Source organism: Variovorax soli (assembly GCF_031454625.1).
In the GTDB taxonomy this organism is placed as follows: Bacteria; Pseudomonadota; Gammaproteobacteria; order Burkholderiales; family Burkholderiaceae_C; genus Variovorax; species Variovorax soli_A.
This window is the reverse complement of the sequence record NZ_JAVDRF010000009.1, coordinates 30,637-57,273: the sequence shown is the minus strand read 5'-3', so window position 1 is coordinate 57,273 and position 26,637 is coordinate 30,637. Positions and strand designations below refer to the sequence as shown.

29 protein-coding genes are annotated in these 26,637 nt (G+C 69.2%); 23 read left to right on the top strand and 6 right to left on the bottom strand.

Going from position 1 to position 26,637, the window contains the following annotated elements; translation table 11 throughout:
• Position 1 precedes the first annotated feature (1 nt).
• From J2739_RS19325 to mnhG, 15 genes are all read left to right on the top strand, one after another.
• Positions 2-2,029, top strand: coding sequence for a bifunctional 3-phosphoshikimate 1-carboxyvinyltransferase/cytidylate kinase (locus J2739_RS19325; RefSeq protein WP_309904577.1), 2,028 nt, complete (start codon positions 2-4; stop codon positions 2,027-2,029).
• Between the two features lie 158 nt (positions 2,030-2,187).
• Positions 2,188-3,876, top strand: coding sequence for a 30S ribosomal protein S1 (gene rpsA, locus J2739_RS19320; protein WP_309904576.1), 1,689 nt, complete (start codon positions 2,188-2,190; stop codon positions 3,874-3,876).
• Positions 3,877-3,927: 51 nt separating this feature from the next.
• Positions 3,928-4,248 carry an integration host factor subunit beta gene (locus tag J2739_RS19315; RefSeq protein ID WP_309904574.1) on the top strand — a complete coding sequence of 107 codons (321 nt, stop codon included), beginning with the start codon at positions 3,928-3,930 and terminating at the stop codon, positions 4,246-4,248.
• Between the two features lie 32 nt (positions 4,249-4,280).
• Positions 4,281-4,595, top strand: a complete 315-nt coding sequence (locus tag J2739_RS19310; RefSeq protein ID WP_309904572.1) for a LapA family protein — start codon at positions 4,281-4,283, stop codon at positions 4,593-4,595.
• Positions 4,585-5,769, top strand: a complete 1,185-nt coding sequence (gene lapB / locus J2739_RS19305; protein WP_309904571.1) for a lipopolysaccharide assembly protein LapB — start codon at positions 4,585-4,587, stop codon at positions 5,767-5,769. Before J2739_RS19310 ends, lapB begins: the two co-directional genes overlap by 11 nt.
• Before the next feature lie 126 nt (positions 5,770-5,895).
• Entirely contained in the window at positions 5,896-6,252 is a 357-nt protein-coding gene (locus tag J2739_RS19300; RefSeq protein WP_309904569.1) for a ComEA family DNA-binding protein, read from the top strand.
• Between the two features lie 175 nt (positions 6,253-6,427).
• Positions 6,428-7,396 (top strand): TRAP transporter substrate-binding protein, encoded by a 969-nt coding sequence (locus J2739_RS19295; RefSeq protein WP_309904567.1) that lies wholly within the window; start codon positions 6,428-6,430, stop codon positions 7,394-7,396.
• 15 nt (positions 7,397-7,411) lie between these two features.
• The gene (locus J2739_RS19290) at positions 7,412-7,921 is read left to right on the top strand and encodes a TRAP transporter small permease (RefSeq protein ID WP_309904876.1); all 510 of its coding nucleotides are present in this window, start codon (positions 7,412-7,414) and stop codon (positions 7,919-7,921) included.
• Positions 7,914-9,215, top strand: a complete 1,302-nt coding sequence (locus J2739_RS19285; RefSeq protein WP_309904565.1) for a TRAP transporter large permease — start codon at positions 7,914-7,916, stop codon at positions 9,213-9,215. Before J2739_RS19290 ends, J2739_RS19285 begins: the two co-directional genes overlap by 8 nt.
• A gap of 166 nt (positions 9,216-9,381) precedes the next feature.
• A complete protein-coding gene (locus J2739_RS19280) occupies positions 9,382-12,321 on the top strand; it encodes a monovalent cation/H+ antiporter subunit A (protein WP_309904564.1) in 2,940 nt (979 codons plus the stop codon).
• Positions 12,321-12,674, top strand: coding sequence for a Na+/H+ antiporter subunit C (locus J2739_RS19275; protein ID WP_309904562.1), 354 nt, complete (start codon positions 12,321-12,323; stop codon positions 12,672-12,674). Before J2739_RS19280 ends, J2739_RS19275 begins: the two co-directional genes overlap by 1 nt.
• A complete protein-coding gene (locus J2739_RS19270; protein WP_309904560.1) occupies positions 12,671-14,377 on the top strand; it encodes a monovalent cation/H+ antiporter subunit D in 1,707 nt (568 codons plus the stop codon). The genes J2739_RS19275 and J2739_RS19270 overlap by 4 nt, the downstream gene beginning before the upstream one ends.
• Positions 14,377-14,868 (top strand): Na+/H+ antiporter subunit E, encoded by a 492-nt coding sequence (locus J2739_RS19265; RefSeq protein ID WP_309904874.1) that lies wholly within the window; start codon positions 14,377-14,379, stop codon positions 14,866-14,868. Before J2739_RS19270 ends, J2739_RS19265 begins: the two co-directional genes overlap by 1 nt.
• On the top strand, positions 14,865-15,143 hold the full coding sequence (locus J2739_RS19260) for a K+/H+ antiporter subunit F (protein ID WP_309904558.1): 279 nt from the start codon (positions 14,865-14,867) through the stop codon (positions 15,141-15,143). Before J2739_RS19265 ends, J2739_RS19260 begins: the two co-directional genes overlap by 4 nt.
• Before the next feature lie 124 nt (positions 15,144-15,267).
• On the top strand, positions 15,268-15,618 hold the full coding sequence (mnhG, locus tag J2739_RS19255; protein ID WP_309904556.1) for a monovalent cation/H(+) antiporter subunit G: 351 nt from the start codon (positions 15,268-15,270) through the stop codon (positions 15,616-15,618).
• Positions 15,619-15,630: 12 nt separating this feature from the next.
• On the opposite strand, the gene J2739_RS19250 is transcribed toward mnhG, so the two are convergent.
• Entirely contained in the window at positions 15,631-15,819 is a 189-nt protein-coding gene (locus J2739_RS19250; RefSeq protein WP_309904554.1) for a hypothetical protein, read from the bottom strand.
• Positions 15,820-15,984: 165 nt separating this feature from the next.
• Here J2739_RS19250 and J2739_RS19245 point away from each other — a divergent pair, with 165 nt between their 5' ends.
• From J2739_RS19245 to J2739_RS19235, 3 genes are all read left to right on the top strand, one after another.
• Complete coding sequence (locus tag J2739_RS19245; protein WP_309904553.1) at positions 15,985-16,302, top strand: hypothetical protein; 318 nt, start codon at positions 15,985-15,987, stop codon at positions 16,300-16,302.
• A gap of 214 nt (positions 16,303-16,516) precedes the next feature.
• Positions 16,517-17,977, top strand: coding sequence for a DHA2 family efflux MFS transporter permease subunit (locus J2739_RS19240; protein ID WP_309904551.1), 1,461 nt, complete (start codon positions 16,517-16,519; stop codon positions 17,975-17,977).
• An 84-nt stretch (positions 17,978-18,061) separates the two neighbouring features.
• Positions 18,062-18,301, top strand: a complete 240-nt coding sequence (locus J2739_RS19235) for a M48 family metalloprotease (protein ID WP_309904549.1) — start codon at positions 18,062-18,064, stop codon at positions 18,299-18,301.
• Here the strand turns inward: J2739_RS19235 and J2739_RS19230 are convergent.
• Positions 18,298-19,527 (bottom strand): NAD(P)/FAD-dependent oxidoreductase, encoded by a 1,230-nt coding sequence (locus tag J2739_RS19230; protein WP_309904547.1) that lies wholly within the window; start codon positions 19,525-19,527, stop codon positions 18,298-18,300. The genes J2739_RS19235 and J2739_RS19230 overlap by 4 nt on opposite strands.
• A gap of 310 nt (positions 19,528-19,837) precedes the next feature.
• On the opposite strand from J2739_RS19230, the gene J2739_RS19225 reads away from it, so the two are divergent.
• The 4 genes from J2739_RS19225 to J2739_RS19210 are packed head-to-tail and all read left to right on the top strand — an operon-like array spanning position 19,838 to position 22,331.
• The gene (locus J2739_RS19225) at positions 19,838-20,509 is read left to right on the top strand and encodes a glutathione S-transferase family protein (protein WP_309904545.1); all 672 of its coding nucleotides are present in this window, start codon (positions 19,838-19,840) and stop codon (positions 20,507-20,509) included.
• Between the two features lie 27 nt (positions 20,510-20,536).
• Complete coding sequence (locus tag J2739_RS19220; RefSeq protein ID WP_309904543.1) at positions 20,537-21,028, top strand: hypothetical protein; 492 nt, start codon at positions 20,537-20,539, stop codon at positions 21,026-21,028.
• Positions 20,917-21,423, top strand: a complete 507-nt coding sequence (locus J2739_RS19215) for a hypothetical protein (protein ID WP_309904541.1) — start codon at positions 20,917-20,919, stop codon at positions 21,421-21,423. Before J2739_RS19220 ends, J2739_RS19215 begins: the two co-directional genes overlap by 112 nt.
• Positions 21,420-22,331, top strand: coding sequence for a RibD family protein (locus tag J2739_RS19210; protein WP_309904540.1), 912 nt, complete (start codon positions 21,420-21,422; stop codon positions 22,329-22,331). Before J2739_RS19215 ends, J2739_RS19210 begins: the two co-directional genes overlap by 4 nt.
• A gap of 2 nt (positions 22,332-22,333) precedes the next feature.
• On the opposite strand, the gene J2739_RS19205 is transcribed toward J2739_RS19210, so the two are convergent.
• The 4 genes from J2739_RS19205 to J2739_RS19190 are packed head-to-tail and all read right to left on the bottom strand — an operon-like array spanning position 22,334 to position 25,720.
• Positions 22,334-23,233: a class I SAM-dependent methyltransferase gene (locus J2739_RS19205; RefSeq protein WP_309904538.1), complete on the bottom strand. Its 900-nt coding sequence runs from the start codon at positions 23,231-23,233 to the stop codon at positions 22,334-22,336.
• Complete coding sequence (locus tag J2739_RS19200) at positions 23,230-24,300, bottom strand: glycosyltransferase family 4 protein (RefSeq protein WP_309904536.1); 1,071 nt, start codon at positions 24,298-24,300, stop codon at positions 23,230-23,232. Before J2739_RS19200 ends, J2739_RS19205 begins: the two co-directional genes overlap by 4 nt.
• Positions 24,297-24,695 carry a 6-pyruvoyl trahydropterin synthase family protein gene (locus J2739_RS19195; protein WP_309904534.1) on the bottom strand — a complete coding sequence of 133 codons (399 nt, stop codon included), beginning with the start codon at positions 24,693-24,695 and terminating at the stop codon, positions 24,297-24,299. The genes J2739_RS19200 and J2739_RS19195 overlap by 4 nt, the downstream gene beginning before the upstream one ends.
• Positions 24,696-24,721: 26 nt before the next feature.
• A complete protein-coding gene (locus tag J2739_RS19190; protein ID WP_309904532.1) occupies positions 24,722-25,720 on the bottom strand; it encodes a zinc-dependent alcohol dehydrogenase in 999 nt (332 codons plus the stop codon).
• Between the two features lie 46 nt (positions 25,721-25,766).
• Between J2739_RS19190 and J2739_RS19185 the strand changes: the two genes are divergently transcribed.
• On the top strand, positions 25,767-26,540 hold the full coding sequence (locus J2739_RS19185; RefSeq protein ID WP_309904530.1) for a CDP-alcohol phosphatidyltransferase family protein: 774 nt from the start codon (positions 25,767-25,769) through the stop codon (positions 26,538-26,540).
• The last annotated feature ends 97 nt before the right edge of the window (positions 26,541-26,637 follow it).

Genomic DNA, 26,637 nt, shown 5'->3' with positions numbered 1-26,637 from the left:
CATGTTCTCCACGCCCTTCCTGGACCTTCCGCCGCTCGCCGGCGCCTCTGGCACCGTGCGCCTTCCGGGTTCCAAGAGCATCTCGAACCGCGTGCTGCTGCTGGCAGCGCTGGCCGGCGGCACGACCACCGTGCACGACCTGCTTGATTCGGACGACACGCGGGTGATGCTCGATGCCCTGGCCGCGCTCGGCTGCCGCATCGACCGCGCTGGCGCCGGGCTGCGCATCGAAGGCCTGGATGGCCGGCTGAGGACTTCCGGCGCCAAGCTCTTCCTGGGCAATGCCGGCACCGCAATGCGGCCGCTGACGGCGGCCTTGGCCCTGCTCGGCGGCGAATTCGAGCTCTCCGGTGTGCCACGCATGCACGAGCGGCCGATCGGCGATCTGGTCGATGCGCTGGTGCAGCTCGGCTGCCGCATCGACTACCTCGGCAATCCCGGCTATCCCCCGCTGGCCATCCATCCGGTGCCGCTCGACTCCCTCCAGCTGGCCGCTCCGATCCGCGTGCGGGGCGACGTGTCGAGCCAGTTCTTGACCGCCCTGCTGCTGGCGCTGCCACTGGCCGCGGGGGCTGCCTCGGAGCGGGCCGACCAGGCGTCGGGCCGCGACATCACCATCGAGGTGATCGGCGAGCTGATTTCCAAGCCTTACATCGAGATCACGCTCAACCTGCTGTCGCGCTTCGGCATCGAGGTCCGGCGCGAGGGCTGGGAGCGTTTCGTCATTCCGGCCGGCAGCCGCTACCGCTCGCCCGGCGACATCCACGTCGAGGCCGACGCCTCCTCGGCCAGCTACTTCATTGCACTGGGCGCCATCGCCCGGGGCGAGGGCATCCGCATCGAAGGCGTGGGCGCGGATTCGATCCAGGGCGACATCCGCTTCGTCGAGGCAGCGCGGCTGATGGGGGCTCACATCGACAGCGGCCCCAACTGGCTGGCAATCTCACGCGGCGCCTGGCCACTCAAGGCCATCGACCTCGACGCCAACCACATTCCCGACGCAGCGATGACGCTGGCGGTGATGGCGCTCTACGCCGACGGCCCTTGCCTGCTGCGCAATATCGCGAGCTGGCGCGTCAAGGAAACCGATCGCATCGACGCCATGGCGAAGGAACTGCGCAAGCTGGGCGCCACCGTCGAGGACGGCCCGGACTTCATCTGCGTGCATCCGCTTGCGCGGGCCGGCTGGCGTGCCGCGAGCATTCGCACCTACGACGACCACCGAGTGGCCATGTGCTTCTCGCTGGCGGCTTTCAATCCGGCCGGGTTGCCGGTGCGCATCCTCGAGCCGCACTGCGTGGCCAAGACTTTCCCGGACTATTTCGAGACCCTGTTCTCGGTGGCCGAGGCGGCAGAAGTGCCGGTGCTCTGCATCGACGGTCCCACCGCCTCGGGCAAAGGCACCCTGGCCGTCGCCGTGGCCTATCAGTTGGGCTATCACTACCTCGATTCGGGCACGCTCTACCGTGTGACCGGCCTCGCGATGCGGCGCAACGGCCTCGAAGCCGATGCAGCCCACGAGATGCAGATCGCCGAGCTCGCCCGCACCTTGCCGCTGCGCTTCAGCGAAGGCAAGGTGCTGCTGTCCGGCGAGGACGTGAGCGACGCCATCCGAACCGAGGCCGCCGGCATGGACGCCTCGCGCGTCTCCGCCTTGCCCGCCGTGCGCAAGGCATTGCTGGCGCTGCAGAAGAGCTTCCGCCGTCTGCCGGGCCTCGTGGCCGACGGCCGCGACATGGGCACGGTGGTCTTTCCCGATGCCACCCTCAAGGTTTATTTGACCGCGAGCGCCGCCCAGCGCGCCGAAAGGCGGCATAAGCAATTGATTTCAAAGGGTATTTCGACTACACTCGACGGTCTTCGCGCCGACCTGGAAGCGCGCGACCTCCGGGATTCTTCCCGCAGCGTCGCCCCTTTGAAACCGGCGCCTGATGCCCGCCTCCTGGACAACTCCCTTCTCTCGGTCGAGCAATCGGTCGAGCAGGTGCTTGCCTGGTGGCAGGAAGTACAGCCTTTCGGGTCATCCTGAAGGGTATTTCGGTCCAGCAGGTCCCCGCCGCGCGACAGCGCACCGGCCTGCTGGTTGTTCAACTCCAACCGGGCCCCGAGCCCTCAACCGCCGTCTCCAGACCCTAGCCAGCCGCAATGGTGCGACTGCAAACCCTGCGTGACGGAAGGAACCCACACATGTCTGAATCTTTTGCCGACCTGTTCGAAGAATCCCTGAAGCGTTCCGAAATGCGCAGCGGCGAGGTCATCACCGCCGAAGTCGTGCGCGTCGAGCACAACCACGTCGTGGTCAACGCCGGCCTCAAGTCCGAAGCCTACGTGCCCATCGAAGAGTTCAAGAACGACAAGGGCGAACTCGAAGTCCAGGCCGGCGATTTCGTTTCCGTGGCCATCGGCAGCGTCGAGAACGGCTACGGCGACACCATCCTCTCGCGCGATACCGCCAAGCGCCTGGCCTCCTGGCTGGCGCTCGAGAAGGCGCTCGAATCCGGCGACTTCGTCACCGGCACCACCAGTGGCAAGGTCAAGGGCGGTCTCACCGTCCTGGTCAATGGCATCCGCGCCTTCCTGCCGGGCTCGCTGATCGACACCCGTCCGATCAAGGACCTGACCCCCTACGAGAACAAGACCCTCGAATTCAAGGTCATCAAGCTCGACCGCAAGCGCAACAACGTGGTGCTCTCGCGCCGCGCCGTGGTCGAAGCCAGCATGGGCGAAGAGCGCGCCAAGCTGATGGAAACGCTGAAAGAAGGCGCAGTCGTGCGCGGCGTGGTCAAGAACATCACGGAATACGGTGCGTTCGTCGACCTCGGCGGCATCGACGGCCTGCTGCACATCACCGACATGGCCTGGCGCCGTGTCCGCCACCCGAGCGAGGTGGTCCAGGCCGGCCAGGAAATCACGGCCAAGATCCTCAAGTTCGACACCGAGAAGAACCGCGTCTCGCTGGGCCTCAAGCAGATGGGCGACGACCCGTGGATGGGCGTCTCGCGCCGCTACCCGCAAGGCACGCGCCTGTTCGGCAAGGTCACGAACATCGCCGACTACGGCGCCTTCGTCGAGCTCGAGCCCGGCATCGAAGGCCTGGTGCACGTGTCCGAGATGGACTGGACCAACAAGAACATCGCCCCCAACAAGATCGTCTCGCTGGGCGACGAAGTCGAAGTCATGGTTCTCGAGATCGACGAAGACAAGCGCCGCATCAGCCTGGGCATGAAGCAGTGCAAGGCCAACCCGTGGCAGGAGTTCGCGCAAAACACCAAGCGCGGCGATCGCGTCAAGGGCCCCATCAAGTCGATCACCGACTTCGGCGTCTTCGTCGGCCTGGCGGCCGGCATCGATGGCCTGGTGCACCTGTCCGACCTCTCGTGGAACGAGCCCGGCGAAACCGCCGTGCGCAACTACAAGAAGGGCCAGGAAGTCGAGGCCATCGTGCTGGCCGTCGACGTGGACCGCGAGCGCATCAGCCTGGGCATCAAGCAGCTCGACAGCGACCCCTTCACCACCTTCACCACGGTGAATGACAAGGGCCAGGTCGTGACCGGCAAGGTCAAGACCGTCGACCCGCGCGGCGCCGAGATCGACCTGGGCGACGACATCGTCGGCTACCTGCGCGCCAGCGAGATCTCCCGCGACCGCGTGGAAGATGCGCGCAACGTGCTCAAGGAAGGCGACGAGGTCACGGCTGTCGTGGTCAACGTGGATCGCAAGACCCGCAACATCCAGCTGTCGATCAAGCAGAAGGACCTGGCCGACGAACAAGGCGCGATGGCCAACCTGAGCCAGCAGTCGGCACGCGAGAACGCGGGTACGACCAGCCTGGGCGCCCTGCTGCGCGCCAAGCTCGACAGCAACAACGAAAAATAAAAAGCAGACGCAGACACGGTGAGCTCTGCTCACCGTGTCCTTCTGTGGTTTATGACTCGTTCAGACCTAGTCGAAGAACTCGCGGCCCGCTTCGCGCAACTCACGCACCGCGACGCCGAGTACGCCGTCAAGACCATCCTTGACGCGATGAGCGACGCCCTGGTGCGCGGCCATCGCATCGAGATCCGCGGTTTTGGCAGCTTCACGGTGAACCGGCGTCCGCCGCGCATCGGGCGCAATCCGCGTTCGGGCGAAAGCGTTCAGATCCCCGAGAAGCGCGTGCCGCACTTCAAGCCGGGCAAGGCCCTGCGGGAGGCGGTCGATGCACGCACGGCGGAGCTCGATGCCGAGCAGCGTCTGCGCGGAGACTGAAGCATAGAATTCCCCCGCCATCGGGGACGCGCATGAAATATCTCCTTTGGCTGCTCAAGGCAGCCATTTTTTTTACCCTCTTCGCTTTCGCGCTGAACAACCAGCACGACGCCACCGTCTACTTCTTCTTCGGCACCTCCTGGCGCGCCCCGCTGGTGCTGGTGGTGCTCGCCGCCTTTGCGGGCGGACTCGTGGTCGGCGTCCTGGGAATGCTGCCGGGCTGGTGGAAGCACCGCAGCGCCGCGGCCCAGTTGCCCGCCTCGCCGGTCCCGCCTGCGGCAAGCGCCACTGCAGCACCCCCGGCTGCCGCCACCGACCTTCCCGCCGTGCGCCAACATGGACTTTGATTTCAGCTGGCTGCTGCTCGGCTTGCCCCTTGCATTCATCCTGGGTTGGCTCGCTTCGCGCTTCGACCTCCGGCAGCTGCGCATCGAGAACCGGCAGGCGCCCAAGGCCTACTTCCGCGGCCTCAACTTCCTGCTCAACGAGCAGCAGGACCAGGCCATCGATGCCTTCATCGAGGCCGTGCAGAACGACCCCGACACCCAGGAGCTGCACTTCGCGCTCGGCAACCTGTTCCGCCGCCGCGGCGAATATCAGCGCGCCGTGCGCGTGCACGAGCACCTGCTGGGGCGTGGCGACCTGAGCCGCGCCGACCGCGACCGGGCACAGCACGCCCTGGCGCAGGACTTTCTCCGCGCTGGCCTGCTCGACCGCGCCGAGGCCGCGTTGCAGAAGCTCGAAGGCACCCGCTACGAGAACGAGGCGCGGCTGGCGCTGCTGGCCATCTATGAGCGCTCGCGCGAATGGACCCAGGCCGCGGCCGTGGCACAGAAGCTCGACGAGGCGGAGCAGGCCAGCTACAGCGTGCGCCGTGCCCACCATCTCTGCGAACAGGCCGCCGAACAGGTGGCCGCCGGCGATCTCCAAAACGCCGCCCTGCTGCTGGACCAGGCGGTCGCCCTGGCGCCGCAAGCGCCGCGGCCGGCCATCGACACCGCCGCGCTGCAGCTGCGCAACGGCGACTCCGCCGGTGCCTACGACACGCTCGCCGCCCTGTGCGAGAGCGCACCGCTCGCGCTGCCGCTCTACGCCGCCATGCTGCAGCAGGCCGCGGTCGCCTCGCAACGCGGCGGCGAAGCGCTGCTCATCCTGCAACGCCGCTATGCCGAATCGCCGTCCATCGACGTGCTCGAAGCCATCATGGCGCTGGGCGGCACCCCGATGCTGCCCGACGACCTCGTGGCCGAGGCCTCCAATCCGCCCGAGCCGCGAGATGGCTACATCGCCCACCTCAGCCACCAGCCCTCGCTGGTGGCCGCCTCGCGCTGGCTGGCCGGCGAGCGCTTCGCGCACGAGCAGTACCGCCAGCCCGTCCAGCGCACCCTGGACCAGGCCACGCGGCCGCTGATGCGCTACCGCTGCGCCGCCTGCGGCTTCGAGGCGCACCAGCATTTCTGGCATTGCCCGGGCTGCCAGGCCTGGGACAGCTACCCGCCGCGCCGCGTCGAAGAGCTCTGAAATCCCTCAAATTGTCGCAACGCCAACACCGTTGGCGATCTTCTCGTTCAAATGCACGCCGCATGCAATCCGCATGCGAGCGGGACGCGAGAAGCGTCTCTTTAACGTGACAGGGAAATCTCAAGAATGCTGAAGAAGATTCTGGCCATCATGGCCATGCTGTTTGCCGCTGCTTCATGGGCGGCCGTCGATGCCAACAAGGCGAGCGATGCCGAGCTCGATGCGATCCGGGGCGTGGGCCCCTCGCTCTCCAAGCGCATCATCGATGAGCGAAAGAAGGGTGGCGACTTCAAGGATTGGCACGACCTCATGAGCCGCGTCAAGGGTGTGAAGGAAAAGGCGGCCGCCAAGCTGTCGGGCGAAGGCCTGACGGTCAATGGCCAGAGCTTCGGCGGCGCAGCGCCGCCAGCCAAGGTCGCCAAGGCCGAGCCCAGGAAGGACAAGGCCGAGAGCACGGCAAAGAAGGCCGATAACAAGCCCTGATCCACGCGCGCGGCGACCGCGCCGCGCCGCCAACGAAAGCCGCCCTCGGGCGGCTTTTTTGCGAGTGCCTGCACGCGCCGGGCGCATGCCGTCAGGGGAAAGCCTCACGCAGTGGCCTGATATTTGCACGTATGCTCCCCGACGCCTTTTCACATCCGTACGTTCTGGAGAGCCCATGATTCACAAGTTCGGCATCGCCCTCGCCGCCCTCACCCTCGGCGCAGCGGCCTTCGCGCAGACCAAGTGGGACCTGCCCACGGCCTATCCGGCCACCAACTTCCACACCGAGAACATCACGCAGTTCGCCGCCGACGTCGACAAGGCGACCGGCGGCAAGCTCAAGATCACCGTTCATGCCAACGCCGCACTCTTCAAGGCGCCGGAAATCAAGCGTGCCGTCCAGGGCGGTCAGGCGCAGATGGGCGAGATCCTGCTCGTCAACTACCAGAATGAATGGCAGATCTTCGGCACCGACGGCATTCCGTTCCTGGCCGACAGCTACGACGCCGCCTGGAAGCTCTACCAGGCCCAGAAGCCGGTGCTCGAGAAGAAGCTGGCCGAGCAAGGCATGATGCTGCTCTATTCGGTGGCCTGGCCGCCTCAGGGCATCTTCGTCAAGAAGGAGATCGCGTCCGCCGCCGATCTCAAGGGCGTGAAGTGGCGCGCCTACAGCCCCGCAACCGCGCGCATCGGCGAGCTGGTCGGCGCCCAGCCCGTCACCGTGCAGCAGGCCGAGCTGTCGCAGGCGATGGCCACCGGCGTGATCGAGTCCTACATGTCCTCCGGCTCCACCGGCTACGACACCAAGACCTACGAGTACATCAAGAACTTCTACGACACCCAGGCCTGGCTGCCCAAGAACGCCGTCCTCGTGAACAAGAAGGCCTTCGACGCGCTCGACAAGGCCACGCAGGACGCGCTGCTGAAGGCCGGCGCGGACGCCGAGAAGCGCGGCTGGGAAATTTCCAAGAAGAAGAATGTCGAGTACCTGGATCTGCTCAAGAAGAACGGCATGACGATCCATTCGCCATCGACGCAGCTCAAGGCGGACATGAAGAAGATCGGCGAGACCATGCTCAAGGAATGGCTCGACAAGGCCGGTCCCGAAGGCCAGGCTGTGGTCGACGCCTACAAGAAGATGTAGGCGCGCGTGGGCAGGATGCGCAAGACGCTCGATTTCCTCTACGACAGCGCCGTCGCCCTGGCGGCGCTTTTCATGATCGGCCTGCTGGTGGCGGTGCTGTTGTCCATCGTCGGCCGGCAACTGCACTTCAACATCCCGGGGCTCGACGCCTATGCCGGCTACCTGATGGCAGGTGCCGGCTTCCTGGCTCTGGCCCATACCCTGAAACGTGGCGAGCACATCCGTGTCACGCTGCTGCTCGGCAGCCTGCACGGCGCGCCGCGGCGTTGGCTGGAACGATGGGCAACCGGCGCGGCGGCGCTGCTGGCCGCGCTCTTCGCCCTCTACAGCCTCCGCCTCGCGTGGCAATCGCATGCCTACAACGACATCTCGACAGGCAACGACGCAACGCCGCTGTGGCTGCCGCAGCTGAGCATGGCCGTCGGCTCGCTCATCTTCGCCATTGCAGCGGTCGACGAATTCCTGATCGAATGGCGCGGGAGGCCAACCAAGACCAGCCCCGCCGAGGCCCTTCGCCATGAATGACATCGCCATCGCCGGGCTGCTGATCGCCAGCCTGTTCCTCATCCTCGGCAGCGGCGTCTGGATCGGGCTCACACTCTCGGGCGTCGCATGGATCGGCATGCAGCTGTTCTCTGCCCGCCCCGCCGGCGATGCGATGGCGGTGACCATCTGGGGCTCGGCCTCCGGCTGGACGCTCACCGCGCTCCCGCTGTTTCTCTGGATGGGCGAGGTGCTCTTCCGCACCCGCCTGTCGCAGGACATGTTCAAGGGCCTGGCTCCCTGGATGCAAGCGCTGCCGGGCCGGCTGCTGCACACCAACGTGGCGGGCTGCGCCGTGTTCGCCGCGGTCTCGGGCTCGAGTGCCGCCACCTGCGCGACCATCGGCAAGATGACGCTGCCGGAGCTCAAGCGGCGCGGCTACCCGGACGACATGGTGATCGGCACGCTGGCCGGGGCCGGCACGCTGGGCCTGCTGATCCCGCCCTCGATCATCATGATTGTCTACGGCGTGAGCGCCGATGTGTCGATCGCGAAGCTCTTCATCGCCGGCGTCGTGCCGGGCATCCTGCTGGCTGCGCTTTTCTCGGGCTACATCGCGGTGTGGGCGATGCTGAATCCGCAGCGCGTGCCGCCGCCCGATCCGCCGATGGCTTTCACGCAGAAGCTGCGCCAGTCGCTGAGTCTGATCCCCGTCGCTGTGCTGATCCTCGCCGTGCTGGGCTCGATCTATGCAGGCATCGCCACGGCCACCGAGGCTGCTGGTGTCGGCGTGGTGGGTGCGTTGGTGATCTCGGCGGCGCAGGGTTCGCTCAACTGGCAGACCTTCAGGGATTCGCTGCTGGGCGCCACGCGCCTGTACTGCATGATGGCGCTGATCCTCGCCGGCGCTGCCTTCCTCACGCTCGCCATGGGCTACATCGGGTTGCCGCGCCATCTCGCCGAATGGATCGGCTCGCTCGGACTGTCGAAGTTCCAGCTCGTGGTGATGCTGGCGCTGTTCTATATCGTGCTCGGCTGTTTTCTCGACGGCATCTCGATGGTCGTGCTGACCATGGGCGTGATCATGCCGACGGTGCTCGCCGCCGGCATCGATCCGCTGTGGTTCGGCATCTTCATCGTGCTGGTGGTGGAGATGGCGCAGATCACGCCGCCGGTGGGCTTCAACCTGTTCGTCCTGCAAGGCATGACGGGCAAGGACCTGCTCTACATCGCGCGCGTGACGCTGCCGATGTTCGCGCTGATGGTGACGGCGGTGCTGATCATCTACTTCGCGCCGGACATCGTGACCTGGCTGCCGCGGCAGATGGCCCCCTGAGCACGGCTCGATGCCGATGAAAGAGCGCCGGGGCCCGCCCTCGGCACCGCGGCATTGCAGGCCTCCGGATCGCTGATCCTCACCTGGCTCGGCATCCGCACGGTGCGGCCGTCCACCGGCTGATCGCGAGGTCTTGCGCAGGGGGCGGTCGATAGAATCGGCCGCGATGCCCCTTGCACTCCTCGTCGCACTTCCCTTCGTTGCCAGTGTGATCGCGGCCCTGCTGCCGTCGAAAGCACGCAACAGGGAATCGACGCTGGCAGGCATGGTCGCACTGGGCTGCGCCGTGCAGGCGGCGTGGCTCTTTCCCCGGCTCGCTGACGGCAACGTCATCCGCGAAGAGATCCGCTGGATCCCCTCGCTGGGCCTGGAGCTGGTGTTCCGCATGGACGGCTTCGCCTGGCTGTTCTGCATGCTGGTGCTCGGCATCGGCGCGCTGGTGGTGCTCTACGCGCGCTACTACATGTCGTCCTCCGACCCGGTGCCGCGCTTCTTCTCCTTCTTTCTCGCCTTCATGGGCTCGATGGTGGGCGTGGTGCTCTCGGGCAATCTGATCCAGATGGTGCTGTTCTGGGAGCTCACCAGCCTGTTCTCCTTCCTGCTGATCGGCTACTGGCACCACCGGCGCGACGCGCGGCGCGGGGCGCGCATGGCGCTCATCATCACCGGCGCCGGCGGGCTGTGCCTGCTGGCCGGCGCGCTGGTGCTGGGCCGCATCGTGGGCAGCTACGAGCTCGATGCGGTGCTCGCCTCCGGCGAGCAGATACGCGCCAGCCGGCTCTATCCGCTGGCCCTCGTGCTGGTCCTGCTCGGCGCCTTCACCAAGAGCGCGCAGTTCCCCTTCCACTTCTGGCTGCCGCGCGCGATGGCGGCGCCCACGCCGGTCTCGGCCTACCTCCACTCGGCCACGATGGTGAAGCTCGGCGTCTTTCTGATGGCACGGCTGTGGCCGGTGCTCTCCGGCACCGAACCCTGGTTCTGGCTGGTGAGCGGCGCCGGCGCCGCCACGCTGCTGCTGGGCGGCTACGTGGCCATGTTCCAGCGGGACCTCAAGGCGCTGCTGGCCTACTCGACCATCTCGCATCTCGGGCTCATCACGCTGCTGCTCGGGCTCAACAGCCCGCTGGCCGCGGTCGCGGCCGTCTTCCACGTGATGAACCATGCCACCTTCAAGGCTTCGCTCTTCATGGCGGCCGGCATCATCGACCACGAGAGCGGCACGCGCGACATCCGCAAGCTGAGCGGCCTGCTCAGGCTGATGCCGATCACCGGCACGCTGGCCATCATCGCCAGCGCAGCGATGGCGGGCGTGCCACTGCTCAACGGCTTCCTCTCGAAAGAGATGTTCTTCGCCGAGACGGTCTTCATCCAGGCGACGCCATGGATCAACCTCAGTTTGCCGGTGATCGCGACGCTGGCCGGCGTGTTCAGCGTGACCTACTCGGCCCGCTTCGTGTTCGACGTCTTCTTCGGCCCGCCTCCGGGCCCCAGGGTGCCGAAGCAGCCGCACGAGCCGCCACGCTGGATGCGCGTGCCGGCCGAGCTGCTGGTGCTGACCTGCCTGGTGGTCGGCGTCGCGCCGGCCTGGTCGGTGGGCGCCTTCCTCGCCACGGCCGCGATGCCGGTGGTCGGCGGCGAACTGCCCGACTACAGCCTGGCCCTGTGGCACGGCTTCAACTTGCCGCTGGCGATGAGCGCCATCGCGCTGGTCGGCGGCGCCGGGCTCTACCTGCTGCAGCGTCGCGGTCGCGCGCGCGGCGCGCTGGAGCACACGCCGCTGCTGCATCGCTTCGACGGCCAGCGCATGTTCGAGAACCTGCTGGCTCGCCTGAGCGAGGCCGGCCGGCGCAGCCGGCGCGTGCTGGGCACCCGGCGCCTGCAGGTGCAGTTGCTGCTGATGGTCGCGGTGGCGCTGGCCGGGGCCGGCGCCTCGCTATGGCTCGCGCCGGCGACGCCCGGCACGCGCGCGCTGCTGCCCTTCTCGCCGATGTTCGCCATGACCTGGGTGATCGGCTGCACCTGCGCCCTGGCCGCCGCCTGGCAGGCCAAGTTCCACCGCCTGGCCTCGCTGATGCTGGCCTCGGGCGCGGGCCTGGTGTGCTGCACGACCTACATCTGGTTCTCGGCGCCCGACCTCGCGCTGACCCAACTGGTCGTCGAGACCGTGACCACGGTGCTGATCCTGCTCGGCCTGCGCTGGCTGCCGATGCGCACCGCCAAGCCGCAGCCGATGCGCGCGCGCATGCGGCTGTGGGGCCGGCGCGGGCGCGACCTCCTGGTGGCGGCCGCGGCCGGCGGCGGCTTGGCCGCGCTCGCCTGGATCATGATGACGCGGCCCTTCCCGCAGAGCATCTCGCCCTTCTTCCTCGAGCGCGCGCTGTCGGAAGGCGGCGGCACCAACGTCGTCAACGTGATGCTGGTCGACTTCCGCGGCTTCGATACCTTCGGCGAGATCGCGGTGCTCGGCATCGTGGCCCTGGCGGTCTACGCGCTGCTGCGGCGCTTCCGCCCGGCGCGCGAATCCATGGCACTGCCTGCGCAGCAGCGAGCGCAGCCCGACGACGGCAGCAGCGATCTGCTGAATCCGCGCCGCGCCCCGGACACCGCGGTCGGCTACCTGATGGTGCCCGCCGTGCTGGTGCGCCTTCTGCTGCCGCTCTCGGTGCTGGTGTCGGTCTATTTCTTCATGCGCGGCCATAACCAGCCGGGCGGCGGCTTCGTGGCCGGGCTGGTGATGTCGGTCGCGCTGCTGCTGCAGTTCATCGTGTCGGGCACCGAATGGGTGGAGGAGCACCTGCGGATCTACCCGCGCCGCTGGATCGCCGTCGGCCTGCTGCTGGCGCTCGCCACCGGTTCGGGCGCGCTGCTGTTCGGCTATCCCTTCCTGACCACGCACACCGCGCACCTGCACCTGCCTGTGCTCGGCGAGGTGCACGTGCCGAGCGCATTGTTCTTCGACATCGGCGTGTTCGCGCTGGTCCTGGGCGCGACGATGCTGATCCTCACGGCGCTGGCGCACCAGTCGATCCGCAGCCATCGCTGGGCCGACGAACAAGCAGAAAAGCAAGCCGAACGCGCCGCGTTCGAAGCGGGGGGCGGCGCCTGATGGAAGCCGTGCTCGCCATTGCCATCGGCATCCTCGCCGGCTCGGGTGTGTACCTGCTGCTGCGGCCGCGCACCTTCCAGGTGATCATGGGCCTCACGCTGATCTCCTACGCGGTCAACCTCTTCATCTTCAGCATGGGCCGCATCAAGGTCGACAGCGAGCCGGTGCTGGTCCCGGGGTTGGCCGCCACGCTGGCCAACACCGCCGACCCGATGCCGCAGGCGCTGGTGCTGACCGCCATCGTGATCGGCTTCGCGATGACGGCACTGTTCCTGGTCGTGCTGCTGGCTTCGCGCGGCCTCAGCGGCACCGACCACGTCGACGGTGCAGAGAAGAAGGAGCTCGCCGAATGACGGAGCTTTTCTCCTTGCTCGACCGCCTGCTCGAGTTCGGCATGCCGCACCTGATCGCGGTGCCGATCCTGCTGCCGGCCTTCACGGCCGCGCTGATGCTGCTGATGGGCGAGCAGCGCCGACGCGCCAAGTCCTTCCTGAGCGTGGTCTCGGGCCTGCTGGGCCTGCTGGCCGCGCTCGCGCTCCTGCGCTGGGTGAATGCGGTCGACACCGGCGGCGGGCCGGGTTCGATCGGCGTCTACCTGCCGGGCAACTGGCGCGCCCCCTTCGGCATCGTGCTGGTCGCCGACCGGCTCTCGACCATGATGGTTGCGCTCACCGGCGTCGTTGCCTTCTGCGCCTCCATCTATTCGACTTCGCGCTGGGACCGCGCGGGCGTGCATTTCCATCCGTTGCTGCAGCTGCAGCTCATGGGCCTCAACGGCGCCTTCCTGACCGGCGACCTGTTCAATCTCTTCGTCTTCTTCGAGGTCATGCTGGCGGCCTCCTACGGCCTGCTGCTGCACGGCTCCGGCCGACTGCGGGTGCAGGCCGGCCTGCACTACGTGGCGATCAACCTCGCGGCCTCGTCGCTGTTCCTGATCGGTGCTGCCTTGCTCTACGGCGTGACCGGCACCCTCAACATGGCCGACCTCGGCCTGCGCATCGCCCAGTTGCCGGTCGCCGATCGCGGGTTGGTGCATGCCGCCGCGGCCATCCTGGCCACCGCCTTCTTCGCCAAGGCCGGCGCCTGGCCGCTCAACTTCTGGCTGGTGCCGGCCTACAGCGCAGCGGTATCGCCGGTGGGCGCGGTCTTCGCGCTCCTCACCAAGCTGGGCATCTACACGGTGCTGCGGCTGTGGAGCCTGCTGTTCGCGCCCGACGCCGGCAGCTCGGCCCTGTTCGGCCAGGGCGCGCTGGTCGCGATCGGACTGGCCACGCTGTTCTGCGGCGCGCTCGGCATCGTCGGCACGCAGCGCTTGTCCAACCTCGCCGGCTTCAGCGTGCTGGTGTCGGCCGGCACGCTGCTGGCGGCCATCGGCCTGGGGCAGCCGGCCGTGTGGGCGGGCGCGCTCTACTACCTGCTGAGCTCCACGCTGGCGGTGAGCGCTTTCTTCCTGCTGATCGACATGATCGAGCGCTGGCGCAACGCCGGACTGAGCATCGCGCCGCACGAGGCGGCCGGCGATGCCCCCTTTCTCGCGGAAGACCTGCGCCACCTCGACGACGTGAACCTCGACGACGACGCCCAGGCGCTCTACGGCCGCGCCATCCCGGCCGGCATCGCCTTCCTCGGCCTCGGCTTCCTGGGCTGCACGCTGCTGCTGGCGGGCCTGCCGCCGCTGTCGGGTTTCGTCGGCAAGTTCGCGATGCTCTCGGGCCTGCTCGGCGAGGCGCGCGGCCTCACGGCGGCCGACTGGGCCTTCACGGCGCTGCTGATCGTTTCGGGCTTTCTCACGCTGATCGCGCTCAGCCGCACCGGCATCCGCCATTTCTGGACCCAGCCGCACCAGACGCTTCCCGCGTTGCGGGCGCTCGAGGTCCTCCCCGTGGCCGCATTGCTGGCCGCTTGCCTGGCGCTGACCCTGATGGCCGAGCCCGTAATGCAGCACGCCAGTGCCACTGCGCAAGGCTTGCGCTTCCCGAGCGCCTATCGCGATGCTGTGTTCGGCGCGCGCCAGCGGCCCGGTCCGACCGCCCCTGCCGGAGATCCGAAGCCATGATCAAACGCTGGTTGCCATCGCCCATGCTCTCGCTGGCGCTTTTCATCGTCTGGCTGCTGCTGAACGAGGCCCCGGATGCAGCCACGCTGCTGCTGGCGGCCCTGCTCGCGATCGCGGTGCCCCTGCTCACGCAGAGCCTGCGGCCGGCCCGGGCAAAGATGCGCCGACCGCTGCTGGCCCTCACGCTGGGCGGCCTGGTGGCGTACGACCTGGTCGTTTCCGCACTTACCGTGGCGCGCCTGCTGCTCACCCGGCGCAACCGCGACCTGGCGCCGCGCTTCGTGCGCGTGCCGCTCGCGATGCGCGACCCCAATGCGCTCGCCACGCTGGCGATGATTCTCTGCCTCACCCCCGGCACCGCCTGGGGCGAGATCGCGCTGGACCGCTCCACCCTGCTGATCCACGTCTTCCACGAGGACGACGAGGCAGCCTTCATCGACATGATCAAGACGCGCTACGAGCGTCGGCTGATGGAGATCTTCGAATCATGACCCCGGTTCTTCTCTGGGCCCTGAAGCTGGCGCTGCTGCTCCTCGCGGTGGCCATGCTCTGCGCGCTGGCGCGCCTGCTCATCGGCCCGACCGCCCAGGACCGGGTGATGGCGCTGGACTGCCTCTACATCAACGGCATGCTGATGATGCTGGTGCTGGGCATCGTCTATGCGAGCAGCGTGTACTTCGAGGCCGCGATGCTGATCGCGCTGTTCGGCTTCGTCGGCGCGACGGCGCTGGCCAAATTTCTGCTCCGTGGCGAGGTGATCGAATGAACCCCGCCCAGCCGCTGCGAAGGGGCTCGCGCCGCTATGCGAAGCAGGGAGGGCACCGAGCGGCTTCCCACCCAGCCGTTGCCACAGGCGCTCGCAGCGGAATGCATGGCGCGGAGGCTGTCCGATGACCGACTGGATGGCAGGCCCGCTGCCGACCTTGGCCGAGATCCTGACCGCGGTGCTCGCCGTGGCCGGCGCCGCCTTCGCCGCCATCGGCTCCTTCGGGCTGGTGCGGTTGCCCACCTTCTTCCGGCGCATCCACGCGCCCACGCTGGGCTCTACGCTGGGCACCTGGTGCATCACGCTGGCGACCACCGTTTATTTTTCGGTCCAGGACGGACACCTCTTCCTGCATGCGTTGCTGATCGCGTTCTTCGTCGCCCTCAGCGCGCCGGTGATGACCATCTTCCTGATGCGCGCAGCGCTGTTCCGCGAGCGTCAGAAGGACGGCGACGTGCCGCCGGAGCGCGGCTGAACTACGGTCCGCTCAGAGGCCGGCGAGCCACTTGAAGCCCACGACGAGGGCGACGCCGAGCAGTCCCAGGATGGCCAGGCGCCCCCAGCAAATCGCCTCGCGCCGCGAGTCCCTGAGGGGCTCGGGCCGGCTGGCGGCGCCGAAGCTGGTGTCGGGCTTCTCCCGCGCCCAGTCATGGAAATTGTCTCGATCCGTGCTCATGTAATACATTTTAACTACATGTAAACAAACACTGCAACGGCGGCGTTTACTTTTTGGCAGCCCAGGAAGGCTCACACGGCTATACAAGATTTCGCTTCCGGCTTACCGCCGCTTCACAGAGGCGGCGCACCATGGAGGCACTTTGTTCCACCACGAGGAGCTCGCATGAAGAAGATCACTTTCGCCCTTGGCGCCGCCGCGCTGCTCTCCCTCGGCGCCCTCACCGCCGCCCCGGCCTCTGCGCACGACGGCCGCTACGACAACCGGGTCATCGTGGTTCCGGCTCCGCCCCCGCCGCCCCGCGCCTATTACGCGCCACCGCCGCGCTATTACGGCCATGACGACCGCCGCTACTACCACCGCGAGCGAGGTTGGCGCGACCGCGACCACGATGGCGTGCCGAACCGCTACGACCGCGACCGCGACGGCGACGGCGTGCCCAACTACTACGACCGCCGGCCGGACAATCCCTACCGCTACTGAGCCTGGCGCCGCGCGGTTCGGCAGATGCGCCGTGACCGCGCGGCACGAGTGATGGTCGCCGGAACGGCAGGGGCAGCGTCGCGCCCCCGGCTACGAAAGTCCGTAGTCCGTGTGGACGGCATCCAGCCTCTTTGCTATGGTTTGTGTACACCATCCACAAACCAGGAGATTCCATGCCGCCCACCCGCCCGACATCGCTGTTCCACCAGACAACATGAGCGGCAAACACATCGAAGGGCGCCGCCGCTGGCTGGCGCTGATGGTGCTGTGCCTGGGCGTGCTGATGATCGTGCTCGACACCACGATCGTGAACGTCGCCCTGCCCTCGATTCGCACCGACCTCGGCTTCAACGAAACCTCGCTGGTCTGGGTGGTCAATGCCTACATGCTCACCTTCGGCGGCTTCCTGCTGCTGGGCGGCCGGCTGGGCGATCTCTTCGGCCACCGGCGACTGTTCCTCGCCGGCATCACGCTGTTCACGCTGGCTTCGCTGGCCTGCGGCCTCTCGAACTCGCAGACCCTGCTGATCGCGGCGCGCGCAGTCCAGGGATTCGGCGGGGCGGTGGTCTCGGCGGTGTCGCTCTCGCTGATCATGAACCTGTTCACCGAGCCCGGCGAGCGCGCCAAGGCCATGGGCGTCTATGGCTTCGTCTGCGCCGGCGGCGGCAGCATCGGCGTGCTGCTCGGCGGTCTGCTGACGGATGCCCTGAGCTGGCACTGGATCTTCCTGGTCAACCTGCCGATCGGCGTGGCGGTCTACGCGCTGTGCCTGGCCTTGCTGCCGCACCTGCCGGGGCATGCCGCCGGCGAGCGGCTGGACGCAGGCGGCGCGCTCACGGTCACCCTCTCGCTGATGCTGGCGGTCTACGCCATCGTCAATGGCAACGAGGCCGGCTGGACCTCGACACAGACGCTGGGCCTGCTCGGCATCGCGGCGCTGCTGCTGGTCGCCTTCATCGCCATCGAGGCGCGGGTGCGCCATCCGCTGATGCCGCTGCGCCTGTTCGGCCTGCGCAACGTCGCGGTCGCCAACGTGATGGGCGTGCTGTGGGCAGCGGCGATGTTCGCCTGGTTCTTCATCTCCGCGCTCTACCTGCAGCTGGTGCTGGGCTACAGCCCGATGCAGGTTGGGCTGGCCTTCCTGCCGGCCAACCTGATCATGGCCGCCTTCTCGCTGGGCTTGTCGGCCAAGCTGGTGATGCGCTTCGGCAATCGCGGACCGCTGGCCTTCGGGCTGCTGCTCGCGGCGGCGGGGCTGCTGCTTTTTGCCGGCGCGCCGGTGGAAGGCAGTTTTCTGATGCACGTGATGCCGGGCATGACGCTGCTCGGCCTGGGCGCCGGCATCGCGCTGAATCCGATGCTGCTGGTCGCAATGGGCGACGTGGCGCCCAGCGAGTCCGGTCTGGCTTCGGGCATCGTCAACACCGCCTTCATGATGGGCGGTGCGCTGGGCCTCGCGGTGCTCGCGAGCCTCGCCTCCGCGCGCACCGAGGGCATGGCGGCCGCCGGAGCCGTGCCGCTGGCCGCGCTGGTGGGCGGCTATCGCTTGGCCTTCGTGGTTGGCGCCGTCTTCGCGGGCGCGGCCGCACTGCTGGGCGCGCTGCTGCTGCGCGCCGGATCGCAGGCACCGGTGAGTGCCGGCGATCGGCCAGCCCAGGCGGGGCGCGCGGGCTGAACAGGCCGCGAACCGTGTAACCGCCGCGACGATGGAACTTCGCCTACAGAAATCGGGGGCCGAGCCGACCACGATGAACAAGCCATGAAACATCCTCCGATCAAGCTCACCATCGACGAGGCGGCGCCCGGATCTTTCGTCTGGACACTGCTGCAGACCGACGACAGCGGCGCGCCGCAAAAGGTACTGAAAGCCGCCGAGTACGAGGCCGACACCTACGAGGCCGCACTGGCGGCCGGAACGCGCGCCATGGATGCCGCGCTGCGCAAGAGCGCTGCCGCCGACGAGCGCAGCAACAAGCGCACCGCGGCAGCCAGCAGCTAGGCCAGGTGCGTCTTCAAGGGCACGGCGGGGTCCGCAGCCACCGCCGGGTCCGGGCTGCGGCCGGCTTCCAGCAGCTTGCGGCTCATCATGTGGTCGACCGGCGCGTTGACCGACTCGACGCAGCGCAGCATGCCGTTCACGTAGTGCAGGAGCGAGAAGCCGGCTGCATTCGGGCCCGGGCGCCGGACCGTGTTCGCGCCCGGCGTACCTTCGGCGGGGACGAGTCCCGCCATCTGCAGGCGCAGGCTGCCCTGGTCCGACCAGAACCACGGCACCGCGTCGTGCGGCCGGGCCGCGCCGGTCAGCGTGGCGACCGCGGTGCGCGCCTGGTCGTTGGCGTTCTGCACCGATTCCAGCCGCAGCGCCTGGCCGGCGCGCCGGTCGGGGAAGCGGGTGCAGTCGCCTACCGCCAACACGGCCTCGTCGCTGGTCTGCATATAGGCATCCACCACGATGCCGTCGGCGCACTCGAGGCCGGCGGCCTCGGCCAGCGCGGTCTCGGGCACGGCGCCGATGCCGACCATCAGGAGGTCCACCGGCAGCGCCTGGCCGTCGACCTCGATGGCCGCCAGCCGCTGGCCTTCGGTCCGCCAGGCGCCCGTTTTCGCGCCGACGCGGATGTCCATGCCCGCCGCGCGATGCGTCGCGAGCACATGCTCGGACAGCGCCGGCGACACGGCCCGGCTCAGCAGGCGCGGCGCGCTCTCCAGCACGGTCACGTGCTTGCCCAGCCCCAGCGCCGTGGCCGCCACCTCGAGCCCGATGAAGCCGCCGCCCAGCACCGTGACCTGCTGCGCCGCGGACAGCATCGACCGCAGCTGCGCCGCCTCGTCCGCGGCGCGCAGCAGCGCGACGTTCGACAGCCCCACCAGGGCCGGCAGACGGCGCGCGCGCGTGCCGGTGGCGAGCACGAGCCGCTCCCAGCCCAGCACAGCGCCCGAGCGCAGGGTGACGGTGCGTGCAGCACGATCGATCGCCGACGCAGGATCGCCGAGGTGCAGCGTGATGCCTGCCTCGGCATACCAGGCCTCGGCGCGATGCAGCTGCGGCGCCTCTTCCGGGCTCCTGAGAAAGGTCTTGGACAGCGGCGGCCGGTGGTAGGGAATGCTGGCCTCCTCGCACACGAGGTGCACGCGGGCGCCCTGCCCCGCCTCGGCCAGCCCGGCGCACAGCTGCGCAGCGGCATGGCCGCCGCCGATGATCACGATGTCTTGGCTTGAACTCATGGATGGTCTCGTTGATGGGGGACTTCTCGCCTCGCCCAGTTGCGGGAACGGGGTCGCGCCGCATGCGGCGACGGCTCGGAAAATGCAGCCCGGCCCCGGATTGTCCTTCAGCGCTCCCGCGACCCCGTCTTCTTCGGCTTCTCCGTGTTTTCCCTGCGCCTCGGACCCGGCCCCGCCTGACGGTGTTGGACACCGGACCGGACGCCGCGCCCGCCTTCTTCCAGTCCGAGCTCGCGAAGCACCGGAAACTGGTCCGGCAATCCGGCTCGACCCTCGATTGAGACACGGGCACGGCGGTTAGAGTGCCCGCATGGTCGTCCTCTACCACTGCGTCAGCGCCCGCTCCTTCCGCCCCCTCTGGATGCTCGAGGAGCTGGGCGCCCCCTATGAGCTGCGCGTCCTGCCGTTCCCGCCGCGCGTGCATGCGCGCAGCTATCTCGACATCAATCCCCTGGGCACCATCCCCTACCTGGTCGACGGCGACACCCGCATGACCGAATCGGCCGCGATCTGCCAGTACCTGGCCGAGCGCTTCGATCCGCAAAACCAGCGCGGCCTTGCCGTGCGCCCGCACGAGCCCGGCTTCGGTGCCTGGCTCAACGGCCTGCACCAGGGCGAGGGCACGCTGACCTTTCCGCAGACCCTCGTGCTGCGCTATGGCCGCTTCGAGCCCGACGAGCGCAAGCAGCCGCAGGTCGCCGAGGACTACACCCGGTGGTTCCTGGCGCGGCTGCGCTGGACCGAGGCCCTGCTGCAAGACCACGAGTTCCTCAGCGCGGGGCGCTTCACCGCCGCCGACATCTCGGTCGGCTATGCGCTGATGCTGGCCGGGCAGCTGGGGTTGCAGGGGCAGCTGCCAGACGCCGTCAGCGCCTACTGGGCCCGGCTGCAGCAGCGCGACGGTTATCGACGCGCGCTCGCAGCGCAGCGCGAGGCGGCGCTGGCCCAGGGCGTGTCGCCCCACGACGCCAGCATTGACTGATGCCGCGCGGCAGCTCATAACCCGGCGATGGACCTCCATCACCCGCTGTTCCAGAGCCTCGCGCTGCCGCTGGTCGTCGCGTTCATGGTGACCGGCATGCTGCGCGGCGCGTTGGGACCGGTGCAGGGCCGGCGCTGGGCCGGCGCAGGTGCCGCACTGGCCATCGTCGGCACCGCCGTGTGGATCCTGGGCTGGCGCACGCCGCCCGGCACGCTCACGGAAAGGCTGCCGTGGGTGTATGCCGTCGTGGCGCTGGCCGGGCTGGGGCTGGAGGCCCTGCACGCAGGCCGGCGAAGCGAGTGGCTGACGGCCAGCATGCTGTGGGCACTGGCGCTGGCGAGCCTGGCCACGCAGGCGCTGCCGCTCATGATCGGCCTCTGGGCGCTGGGCACGGCGGTCATCCGGCCGTGCTGCGGGAACACGCGGCCCGCGCCAATGCGGCCTCGATCCTCGTCGTGGCCAGCCTGGGCCTGGCCGCGGTCGCGATGGCATCCGGCTCGGCGATGCTCTTCGAGCTGAGCCTGTCCTTGGCCGCCGCGGTGGCCGGTTGCGCCTTGTGGCTCTGGCCTTTCGTGCGCATCGCCTTCGGGGCGGCCGGCGCGCTCGTCGCAACACTGGCTTGGCTCGCGCTCACGCTCGCCACCGCACTGCTGACGGAGGTCCGCCCGCCGACGCTGCTGCTGCTCGCCGGCGCCTTCACCGCCGGCCCGCTGGTGCACTGGGGACGTCGACGCCTGCAGCGCCCGGGGCCAGCCCCGCCCCCCACCACTGCGCGGACCTGGGTCGAGCCGCTGATCGTCGCTGCGGTCGCCGCGGCATGGGTCGCCGCTGCACTCGCCGTCGCGCAGTGGGGCGGCGCCGGCGATGCACCGCGGGCGACAATGGCCGATCCCTACTACAAGCCAAGTTGGTGAATGCCTTCGACCTGCGCCCGACCATGACCTCGGCCCCGCGCGCACGGCTCGGCGTGGAAGCGCTGTGGCCCCTGTGCCTGGCCATCGTGCGGCATCGCCGCGGCATGGGTCCACTGCCGGCGGCCGAGGCGACGCAGCCCTTCACCCGGCACCCGGCGAACGGCTTCACGCTCGACGAACCCGCTTGGGATGAAGAAGCCGTCGAGCTCTTCGCGCTGCTCAAGCCCGTGCTCGACCGCCCGCCCGACGGCCGCACCTGGGTGATCGGCCAGCTGGGCCAGAGCCTGGATGGCTGCATTGCCACCCGCGGCGGAGACTCCAATTTCGTCAACGGTCCGGAGCTGCTGCTGCACCTGCACCGGCTGCGCGCGCTGTGCGATGCCGTCATCGTCGGCGCCGGCACCGCGGCCATCGACAACCCGCAGCTCACCACGCGCCGCGTGGCGGGCGAGCACCCGATGCGGGTGCTGATCGATCCTTCGCTGCGGCTGGCGCCGACGCTGCGCGTGCTGTCGGACCGGCAGGCTCCGACGCTGCTGGTCTGCGATGCATCACGCGAGTCCGAGGCAGCGCAGCGGGTGGGCCCCGAACAAGTCCTGGGCGTGCCGGGGCTGATGAAGAACGACGGCGGCCCGCCCGATCTGCGCGCGCTGCTGCCCGTGCTGCAGGCGCGCGGCCTGCGGGTGCTCTTCGTCGAGGGCGGCGGCATCACGGTCTCGCGCTTCGTCGCGCAGGGCTGCATCGACCGCCTGCACCTCAGCGTCGCGCCGGTGCTGATCGGCAGCGGACGGCCGGGGCTGTCGCTGCCGGGCACGGCCGCGATGCGCGACTGCCCGCGGCCCCCTGCCCGTGTGTTCCGCATGGGGGCGGATGTGCTGTGGGACCTGGATCTGCGGCCCGCCCCCTGAGGTCAGAAAGGCGAGATGTTTGCGGGAAGGCCCTGGCCGCGCTCCGCCAGCAGGTCCACATGCCCGACCTGCAGACGGGTACTCGGCGCCGCTGCCATCCGCCGCGCACGCCACGCCTCCACCCGTGCCTGCGCGGCAGGGGCCTGCTCGAGCGCGGCGGTGGCCATGCCGTCGATCAAGGCCCTCAGCATCTCCACTTCCTCGACCTGCCAATCGCTGCGCGCCTGGGTGACGCCGTAGCCCGCTGCGGCCAGGAAAGCCGCCGCCGATGCCGGGGCGTCGCCGCCGAGCGCCGGGCCGAATCCCTTGTCGCGCCGCTGGTGCGCCTCGAACAGACGTTGGATCGCATCGTCCTCTTCGACGGCGGAACGCCAGCGCACGCGCCCGTCGACGCTGAGCGCGAAGAACATCGCCGCGCCCGCTTTCCGCACGTGCGCGAACAGCGCTTCGAGCCAGGGCATGGACACCAGGTCCAGCAGCGCGGCGGCGCTGACGAGCTGCGCCTCCGCGAAGGGCACGGCGTCCAGCCCGCTCGCGAGATCGGCGCAGCGCCATCGAAGCTCGGCACGCCAGTCGGGTCCGTCGATGTGAAGGCCCTCGGCAACGGCACGCAGCGCGAAACCCTGCGCACGCGACCACGCCGCGAAGACGCCGGGCAGCGCAGCCAGGAGCCGCGGATCGTGGTCGACCAGCAGCCAGCGCTGCGCACCGCCAAGACGCGGCGCCAGGGCGCGCAGGTTGGCGCCGGTGCCGCAAGCCAGATCCAGCACCTCCAGCGGTCGGCCTTCGCGGCGCATCCGGTTGGCCATGCCGCGCAGATCCAGCGTCGCAGCCGCCTCGGCGCGCGCCGCCAGATCGAAGGGCTCGCGCAGCGCCAGCCAGTCGGCGCTGAAGCCGGTCATGGCCGGGTTGCCCGTGCGAAGCCGGCCAGCGCGGAGGCAAAGCGCGCACTGCTTTGCGCCCAGTTCGGCAAGCGCCCTCGAACGGACCGCGCGCCGGCGCCCAGTCGTGCGCGCCAGGCGGCGTCGTCCATCAATCGCTGCAGCGCGGCGCGCAGGGCGGCGGGCTCGCCGGGCTCCACCAGCACGCCCGCTTCGACCGGCACCGTGTCGGGGATGGCGCCGGCGCGCGTGCTGATCACCGGCAGTCCATGCGCCAGCGCCTCGGCCAGCGCCATGCCGTAGCCCTCGTGGAAGGAAGGCAGGACGAAGGCGTCGGCCTTCGCGTAGAGCGCACGCAGGCCCGCGTCGTCCTGTTCGCCATGCAGCCGCACGCGCTCTTGCAGGCCATGCGCGTCGATGGCCTGCAAGAGCGCGGAAGTGCAGGCAGCGTCCATCACGAGGCTGCCGGCGCAATGCAGCACCCAGCGCCGGTCCTTCAATCCCGCCAGGGCCTCGATCAACAGCGCATGCCCCTTGCGCGGCGTCACGGTCGCCACGCACAGCAGCGAGAGGACTTCGCCGCCCGAGCCCCTGGACAAGGGCGCCGGCTCGGTGCCAGGCTCGACCACGGCGACGCGCGAGGCCTCGACGTCGAAGTCCGCCAGCGCGCGCGCGGTTGAAGGGCTGGTGACGATCACGCCGCGCGCAGCGGCGAGCGCGCGCCGCTCGCTGTCGAAAAGCGCCTGCCGCCGGCCGGGATTCAGCCCGGTCTCGAGCGACAGCGGATGATGGACCAGCGCGACCCAGTCCAAGCGCTGCGCATGCCGTTGCGCGAGCTCGGGCAGGACGCCGAAGGCCAGGCCGTCAGCAACGACGAGCGCGCCATCGGGCAAGGCCTCGACGACCCGCGCGGTGCGCTCCAGCGCTGCGGCCTCGGGCGCCGGGTAACCCTCGCCCGCCGACAGCACCTCGACCGCCCACTGCCGCGCACGCAAGCCCTCGATGACGTGCCGGTCGTAGGCGTAGCCGCCGGTGCGGGTGTTCAGATCGCCCGGCACCAGGAAGCTGCAGCGCGGCTCGCCCGTCAAAGCGCCGCCTCGTAAGCCGCCCAGGCCACGTGCGATTCGTTGAGCCGCACGCGCATGCCCGCGAGACCGTCCGCATGCGGCCCGAGCTCGCCGTCCGCGATGCGCGCGGCGACGCGCTCGAAGATCACGCGCGCCATGAACTCGGTGGTGGTGTTGCGGCCCTCGAAGGCCGGGTCCTCGTCGAGGTTGCGCAGGTTGAACTCGGCCAGCACGCTGCGCAGGACTTCGGTGGCGCGCGCGATGTCGACCACCATGCCGTCGGCATCGAGCTCGGGGCGGCGCAGTTCCAGGTCGACCACGTAGGTCGCGCCATGCAGCCGCTGCGCCGGCCCGAAGGCCGCGCCGCGGAAGCTGTGGGCAATCATGAAATGGTCGCGGACGTTGACGCTGTACATGGCTTCCTTGCGAGTGGATGAACGGTTCAGGGATAGTCGATGCGATGGCACAAGGTCTGCGGCGCGCCCGCTGCCAGCCGCGCCAGTACTGCCGGCAACGTGTCGAAGGGTGCCGCGTCGGTCAGCAGGGCATCGAGCGCCGGATCGCGCAGCAGCGCCAGCGCCAAGGCCAGCCGCCGGCCGTGGCTCCAGCGTGCGCGCTGCGACGGCGAAACGTGACCGACCTGGGAGCTCCGCAGCGTGAGCCGCCGCGCATGAAAGGCCTCGCCCAGCGGCAGCGTGACGGCGCGGCTCCCGTACCAGCTCATCTCCAGCACCGTCGCCTCGAATGCCGCGAGCCGCAAGGCCGTGGCCAGGCCCTCGCCGTTGCCGCTGGCGTGGATGACCAGGTCCGCATCGGCGCGCGCCGCCTGCGGACTCGCGAAGGCAAGTCCAAGCCCTTCGGCGATGGCACGGCGCCCCGGATTCGTATCGATGACCTCCACCTCGCAGCCCGGCAAGCGACCGGCCAGCCAGGCCGCCAGCAGTCCCACCACGCCCGCGCCGACGACCGCGATGCGATCGCCGATGCGCGGCGCCGCGTCCCACAGCGCGTTGACGGCGGTCTCCATGTTGGCCGCGAGCACGGCACGCGCCGGCGGCAGGCCCTCCGGCAGCGGATGCACCGCCCCGGCCGGCACCACGTAATGCGTCTGATGCGGATAGAGGCAGAAGACCGTGCGCCCCAGCAGGGCTCGCGGCCCCTCCTCGACCACGCCCACGTTCGCGTAGCCGTATTTCAGCGGCGCCGGAAAGTCGCCCTCCTGGAACGGGGCGCGCATGCGCTCGTGCTCGCTCTCGGGCACCTCGCCGCGAAACACCAGCAGCTCGGTCCCGCGGCTGATGCCGCTGTGCAGCGCGCGGACCCGCACCTCGCCGTTCCCTGGTACCGGCAGCACCGCCTGTCGCAGGCCGGCGCGGCCCGGCGCCTCGACCCAGCAGGCCCGGGACTCGCCCGGGGCGACGCGAGATGGATTTGCTGGCATGCTCCTTGGATCGTCCGGTTCGTGTTCGGCAACCGATCTTAAAACCATGCTCACGCGATCCCCCACCGTGCCCGCGGCGGCCGCCGAAGGACTGGCCGCGTTGCGGCGCGATGCCTGGCGCGAGGGCCTGCCCTGCTTCCTGCTGCTGGCTGCACTCGGCGCCTGGGTGGGACGCCTGGGTGCGTTCGGTCCCTGGTTCCAGTTCAAGTCGCTGGCCCTCTTCGCCGGCGCCTTCGCGCTGGTGCTGGCGGGCCTCGCGGCGCATGCGCCGAACACGCGCTTCGGCGCCGCCAATCGCGTGACGCTGGCGCGCCTGGCGCTGATCGCGCTGCTGGCTGCGCTGGCCGGCGAGCCGGTCGACGATGCCGTGGCCTGGGGCAGCATCGTGGTGGCCGGCAGCGCTGCCCTGCTCGATGCGATCGATGGCCCGCTCGCGCGGCGCGGCGGCCTGGCCAGCGATTTCGGCGCACGCTTCGACATGGAGGCCGACGCGCTGCTGGTGCTGGTGCTGTCGCTGCTGGTCGTGCATTTCGGCAAGGCGGGTGCATGGGTGCTGGCCGCCGGCCTCATGCGCTACCTCTTCCTGCTCGCGGCGCGGCCCTGGCCCTGGCTGTCGCGCGCGCTGCCGCCCAGCCAGCGGCGCAAGACCGTGTGCGTCGTGCAGATCGCCAGCCTGATCGCGTGCCTGAGCCCGTTCATCGCATTGCGCTGGAGCGAGGCCTTCGCAGCCGCGAGCCTGGCCCTGCTCGCCGCTTCCTTCGCGATCGACATCGCCTGGCTGCGGCGCCACCGAGAACATCCCATGGAAACACCGACATGAAAGCTCCCGCTGCGCGCACGCTGAACAACGGCTGGGTCGGCGACGAGGTGGCGCTGATCATCGAGTTCGAGCCGAGGCGCAAGTGACGCGCGCACGG

Bases quoted from the DNA above. Each gene is read 5' to 3' on its own strand.
- J2739_RS19325 (WP_309904577.1), top strand. From the start codon at position 2: ATGTTCTCCACGCCCTTCCTGGACCTTCCGCCGCTCGCCGGCGCCTCT.
- rpsA (WP_309904576.1), top strand. From the start codon at position 2,188: ATGTCTGAATCTTTTGCCGACCTGTTCGAAGAATCCCTGAAGCGTTCC.
- J2739_RS19315 (WP_309904574.1), top strand. From the start codon at position 3,928: ATGACTCGTTCAGACCTAGTCGAAGAACTCGCGGCCCGCTTCGCGCAA.
- J2739_RS19310 (WP_309904572.1), top strand. From the start codon at position 4,281: ATGAAATATCTCCTTTGGCTGCTCAAGGCAGCCATTTTTTTTACCCTC.
- lapB (WP_309904571.1), top strand. From the start codon at position 4,585: ATGGACTTTGATTTCAGCTGGCTGCTGCTCGGCTTGCCCCTTGCATTC.
- J2739_RS19300 (WP_309904569.1), top strand. From the start codon at position 5,896: ATGCTGAAGAAGATTCTGGCCATCATGGCCATGCTGTTTGCCGCTGCT.
- J2739_RS19295 (WP_309904567.1), top strand. From the start codon at position 6,428: ATGATTCACAAGTTCGGCATCGCCCTCGCCGCCCTCACCCTCGGCGCA.
- J2739_RS19290 (WP_309904876.1), top strand. From the start codon at position 7,412: ATGCGCAAGACGCTCGATTTCCTCTACGACAGCGCCGTCGCCCTGGCG.
- J2739_RS19285 (WP_309904565.1), top strand. From the start codon at position 7,914: ATGAATGACATCGCCATCGCCGGGCTGCTGATCGCCAGCCTGTTCCTC.
- J2739_RS19280 (WP_309904564.1), top strand. From the start codon at position 9,382: ATGCCCCTTGCACTCCTCGTCGCACTTCCCTTCGTTGCCAGTGTGATC.
- J2739_RS19275 (WP_309904562.1), top strand. From the start codon at position 12,321: ATGGAAGCCGTGCTCGCCATTGCCATCGGCATCCTCGCCGGCTCGGGT.
- J2739_RS19270 (WP_309904560.1), top strand. From the start codon at position 12,671: ATGACGGAGCTTTTCTCCTTGCTCGACCGCCTGCTCGAGTTCGGCATG.
- J2739_RS19260 (WP_309904558.1), top strand. From the start codon at position 14,865: ATGACCCCGGTTCTTCTCTGGGCCCTGAAGCTGGCGCTGCTGCTCCTC.
- mnhG (WP_309904556.1), top strand. From the start codon at position 15,268: ATGACCGACTGGATGGCAGGCCCGCTGCCGACCTTGGCCGAGATCCTG.
- J2739_RS19250 (WP_309904554.1), bottom strand. From the start codon at position 15,819: ATGAGCACGGATCGAGACAATTTCCATGACTGGGCGCGGGAGAAGCCC.
- J2739_RS19245 (WP_309904553.1), top strand. From the start codon at position 15,985: ATGAAGAAGATCACTTTCGCCCTTGGCGCCGCCGCGCTGCTCTCCCTC.
- J2739_RS19240 (WP_309904551.1), top strand. From the start codon at position 16,517: ATGAGCGGCAAACACATCGAAGGGCGCCGCCGCTGGCTGGCGCTGATG.
- J2739_RS19235 (WP_309904549.1), top strand. From the start codon at position 18,062: ATGAAACATCCTCCGATCAAGCTCACCATCGACGAGGCGGCGCCCGGA.
- J2739_RS19230 (WP_309904547.1), bottom strand. From the start codon at position 19,527: ATGAGTTCAAGCCAAGACATCGTGATCATCGGCGGCGGCCATGCCGCT.
- J2739_RS19225 (WP_309904545.1), top strand. From the start codon at position 19,838: ATGGTCGTCCTCTACCACTGCGTCAGCGCCCGCTCCTTCCGCCCCCTC.
- J2739_RS19220 (WP_309904543.1), top strand. From the start codon at position 20,537: ATGGACCTCCATCACCCGCTGTTCCAGAGCCTCGCGCTGCCGCTGGTC.
- J2739_RS19205 (WP_309904538.1), bottom strand. From the start codon at position 23,233: ATGACCGGCTTCAGCGCCGACTGGCTGGCGCTGCGCGAGCCCTTCGAT.
- J2739_RS19195 (WP_309904534.1), bottom strand. From the start codon at position 24,695: ATGTACAGCGTCAACGTCCGCGACCATTTCATGATTGCCCACAGCTTC.
- J2739_RS19190 (WP_309904532.1), bottom strand. From the start codon at position 25,720: ATGCCAGCAAATCCATCTCGCGTCGCCCCGGGCGAGTCCCGGGCCTGC.
- J2739_RS19185 (WP_309904530.1), top strand. From the start codon at position 25,767: ATGCTCACGCGATCCCCCACCGTGCCCGCGGCGGCCGCCGAAGGACTG.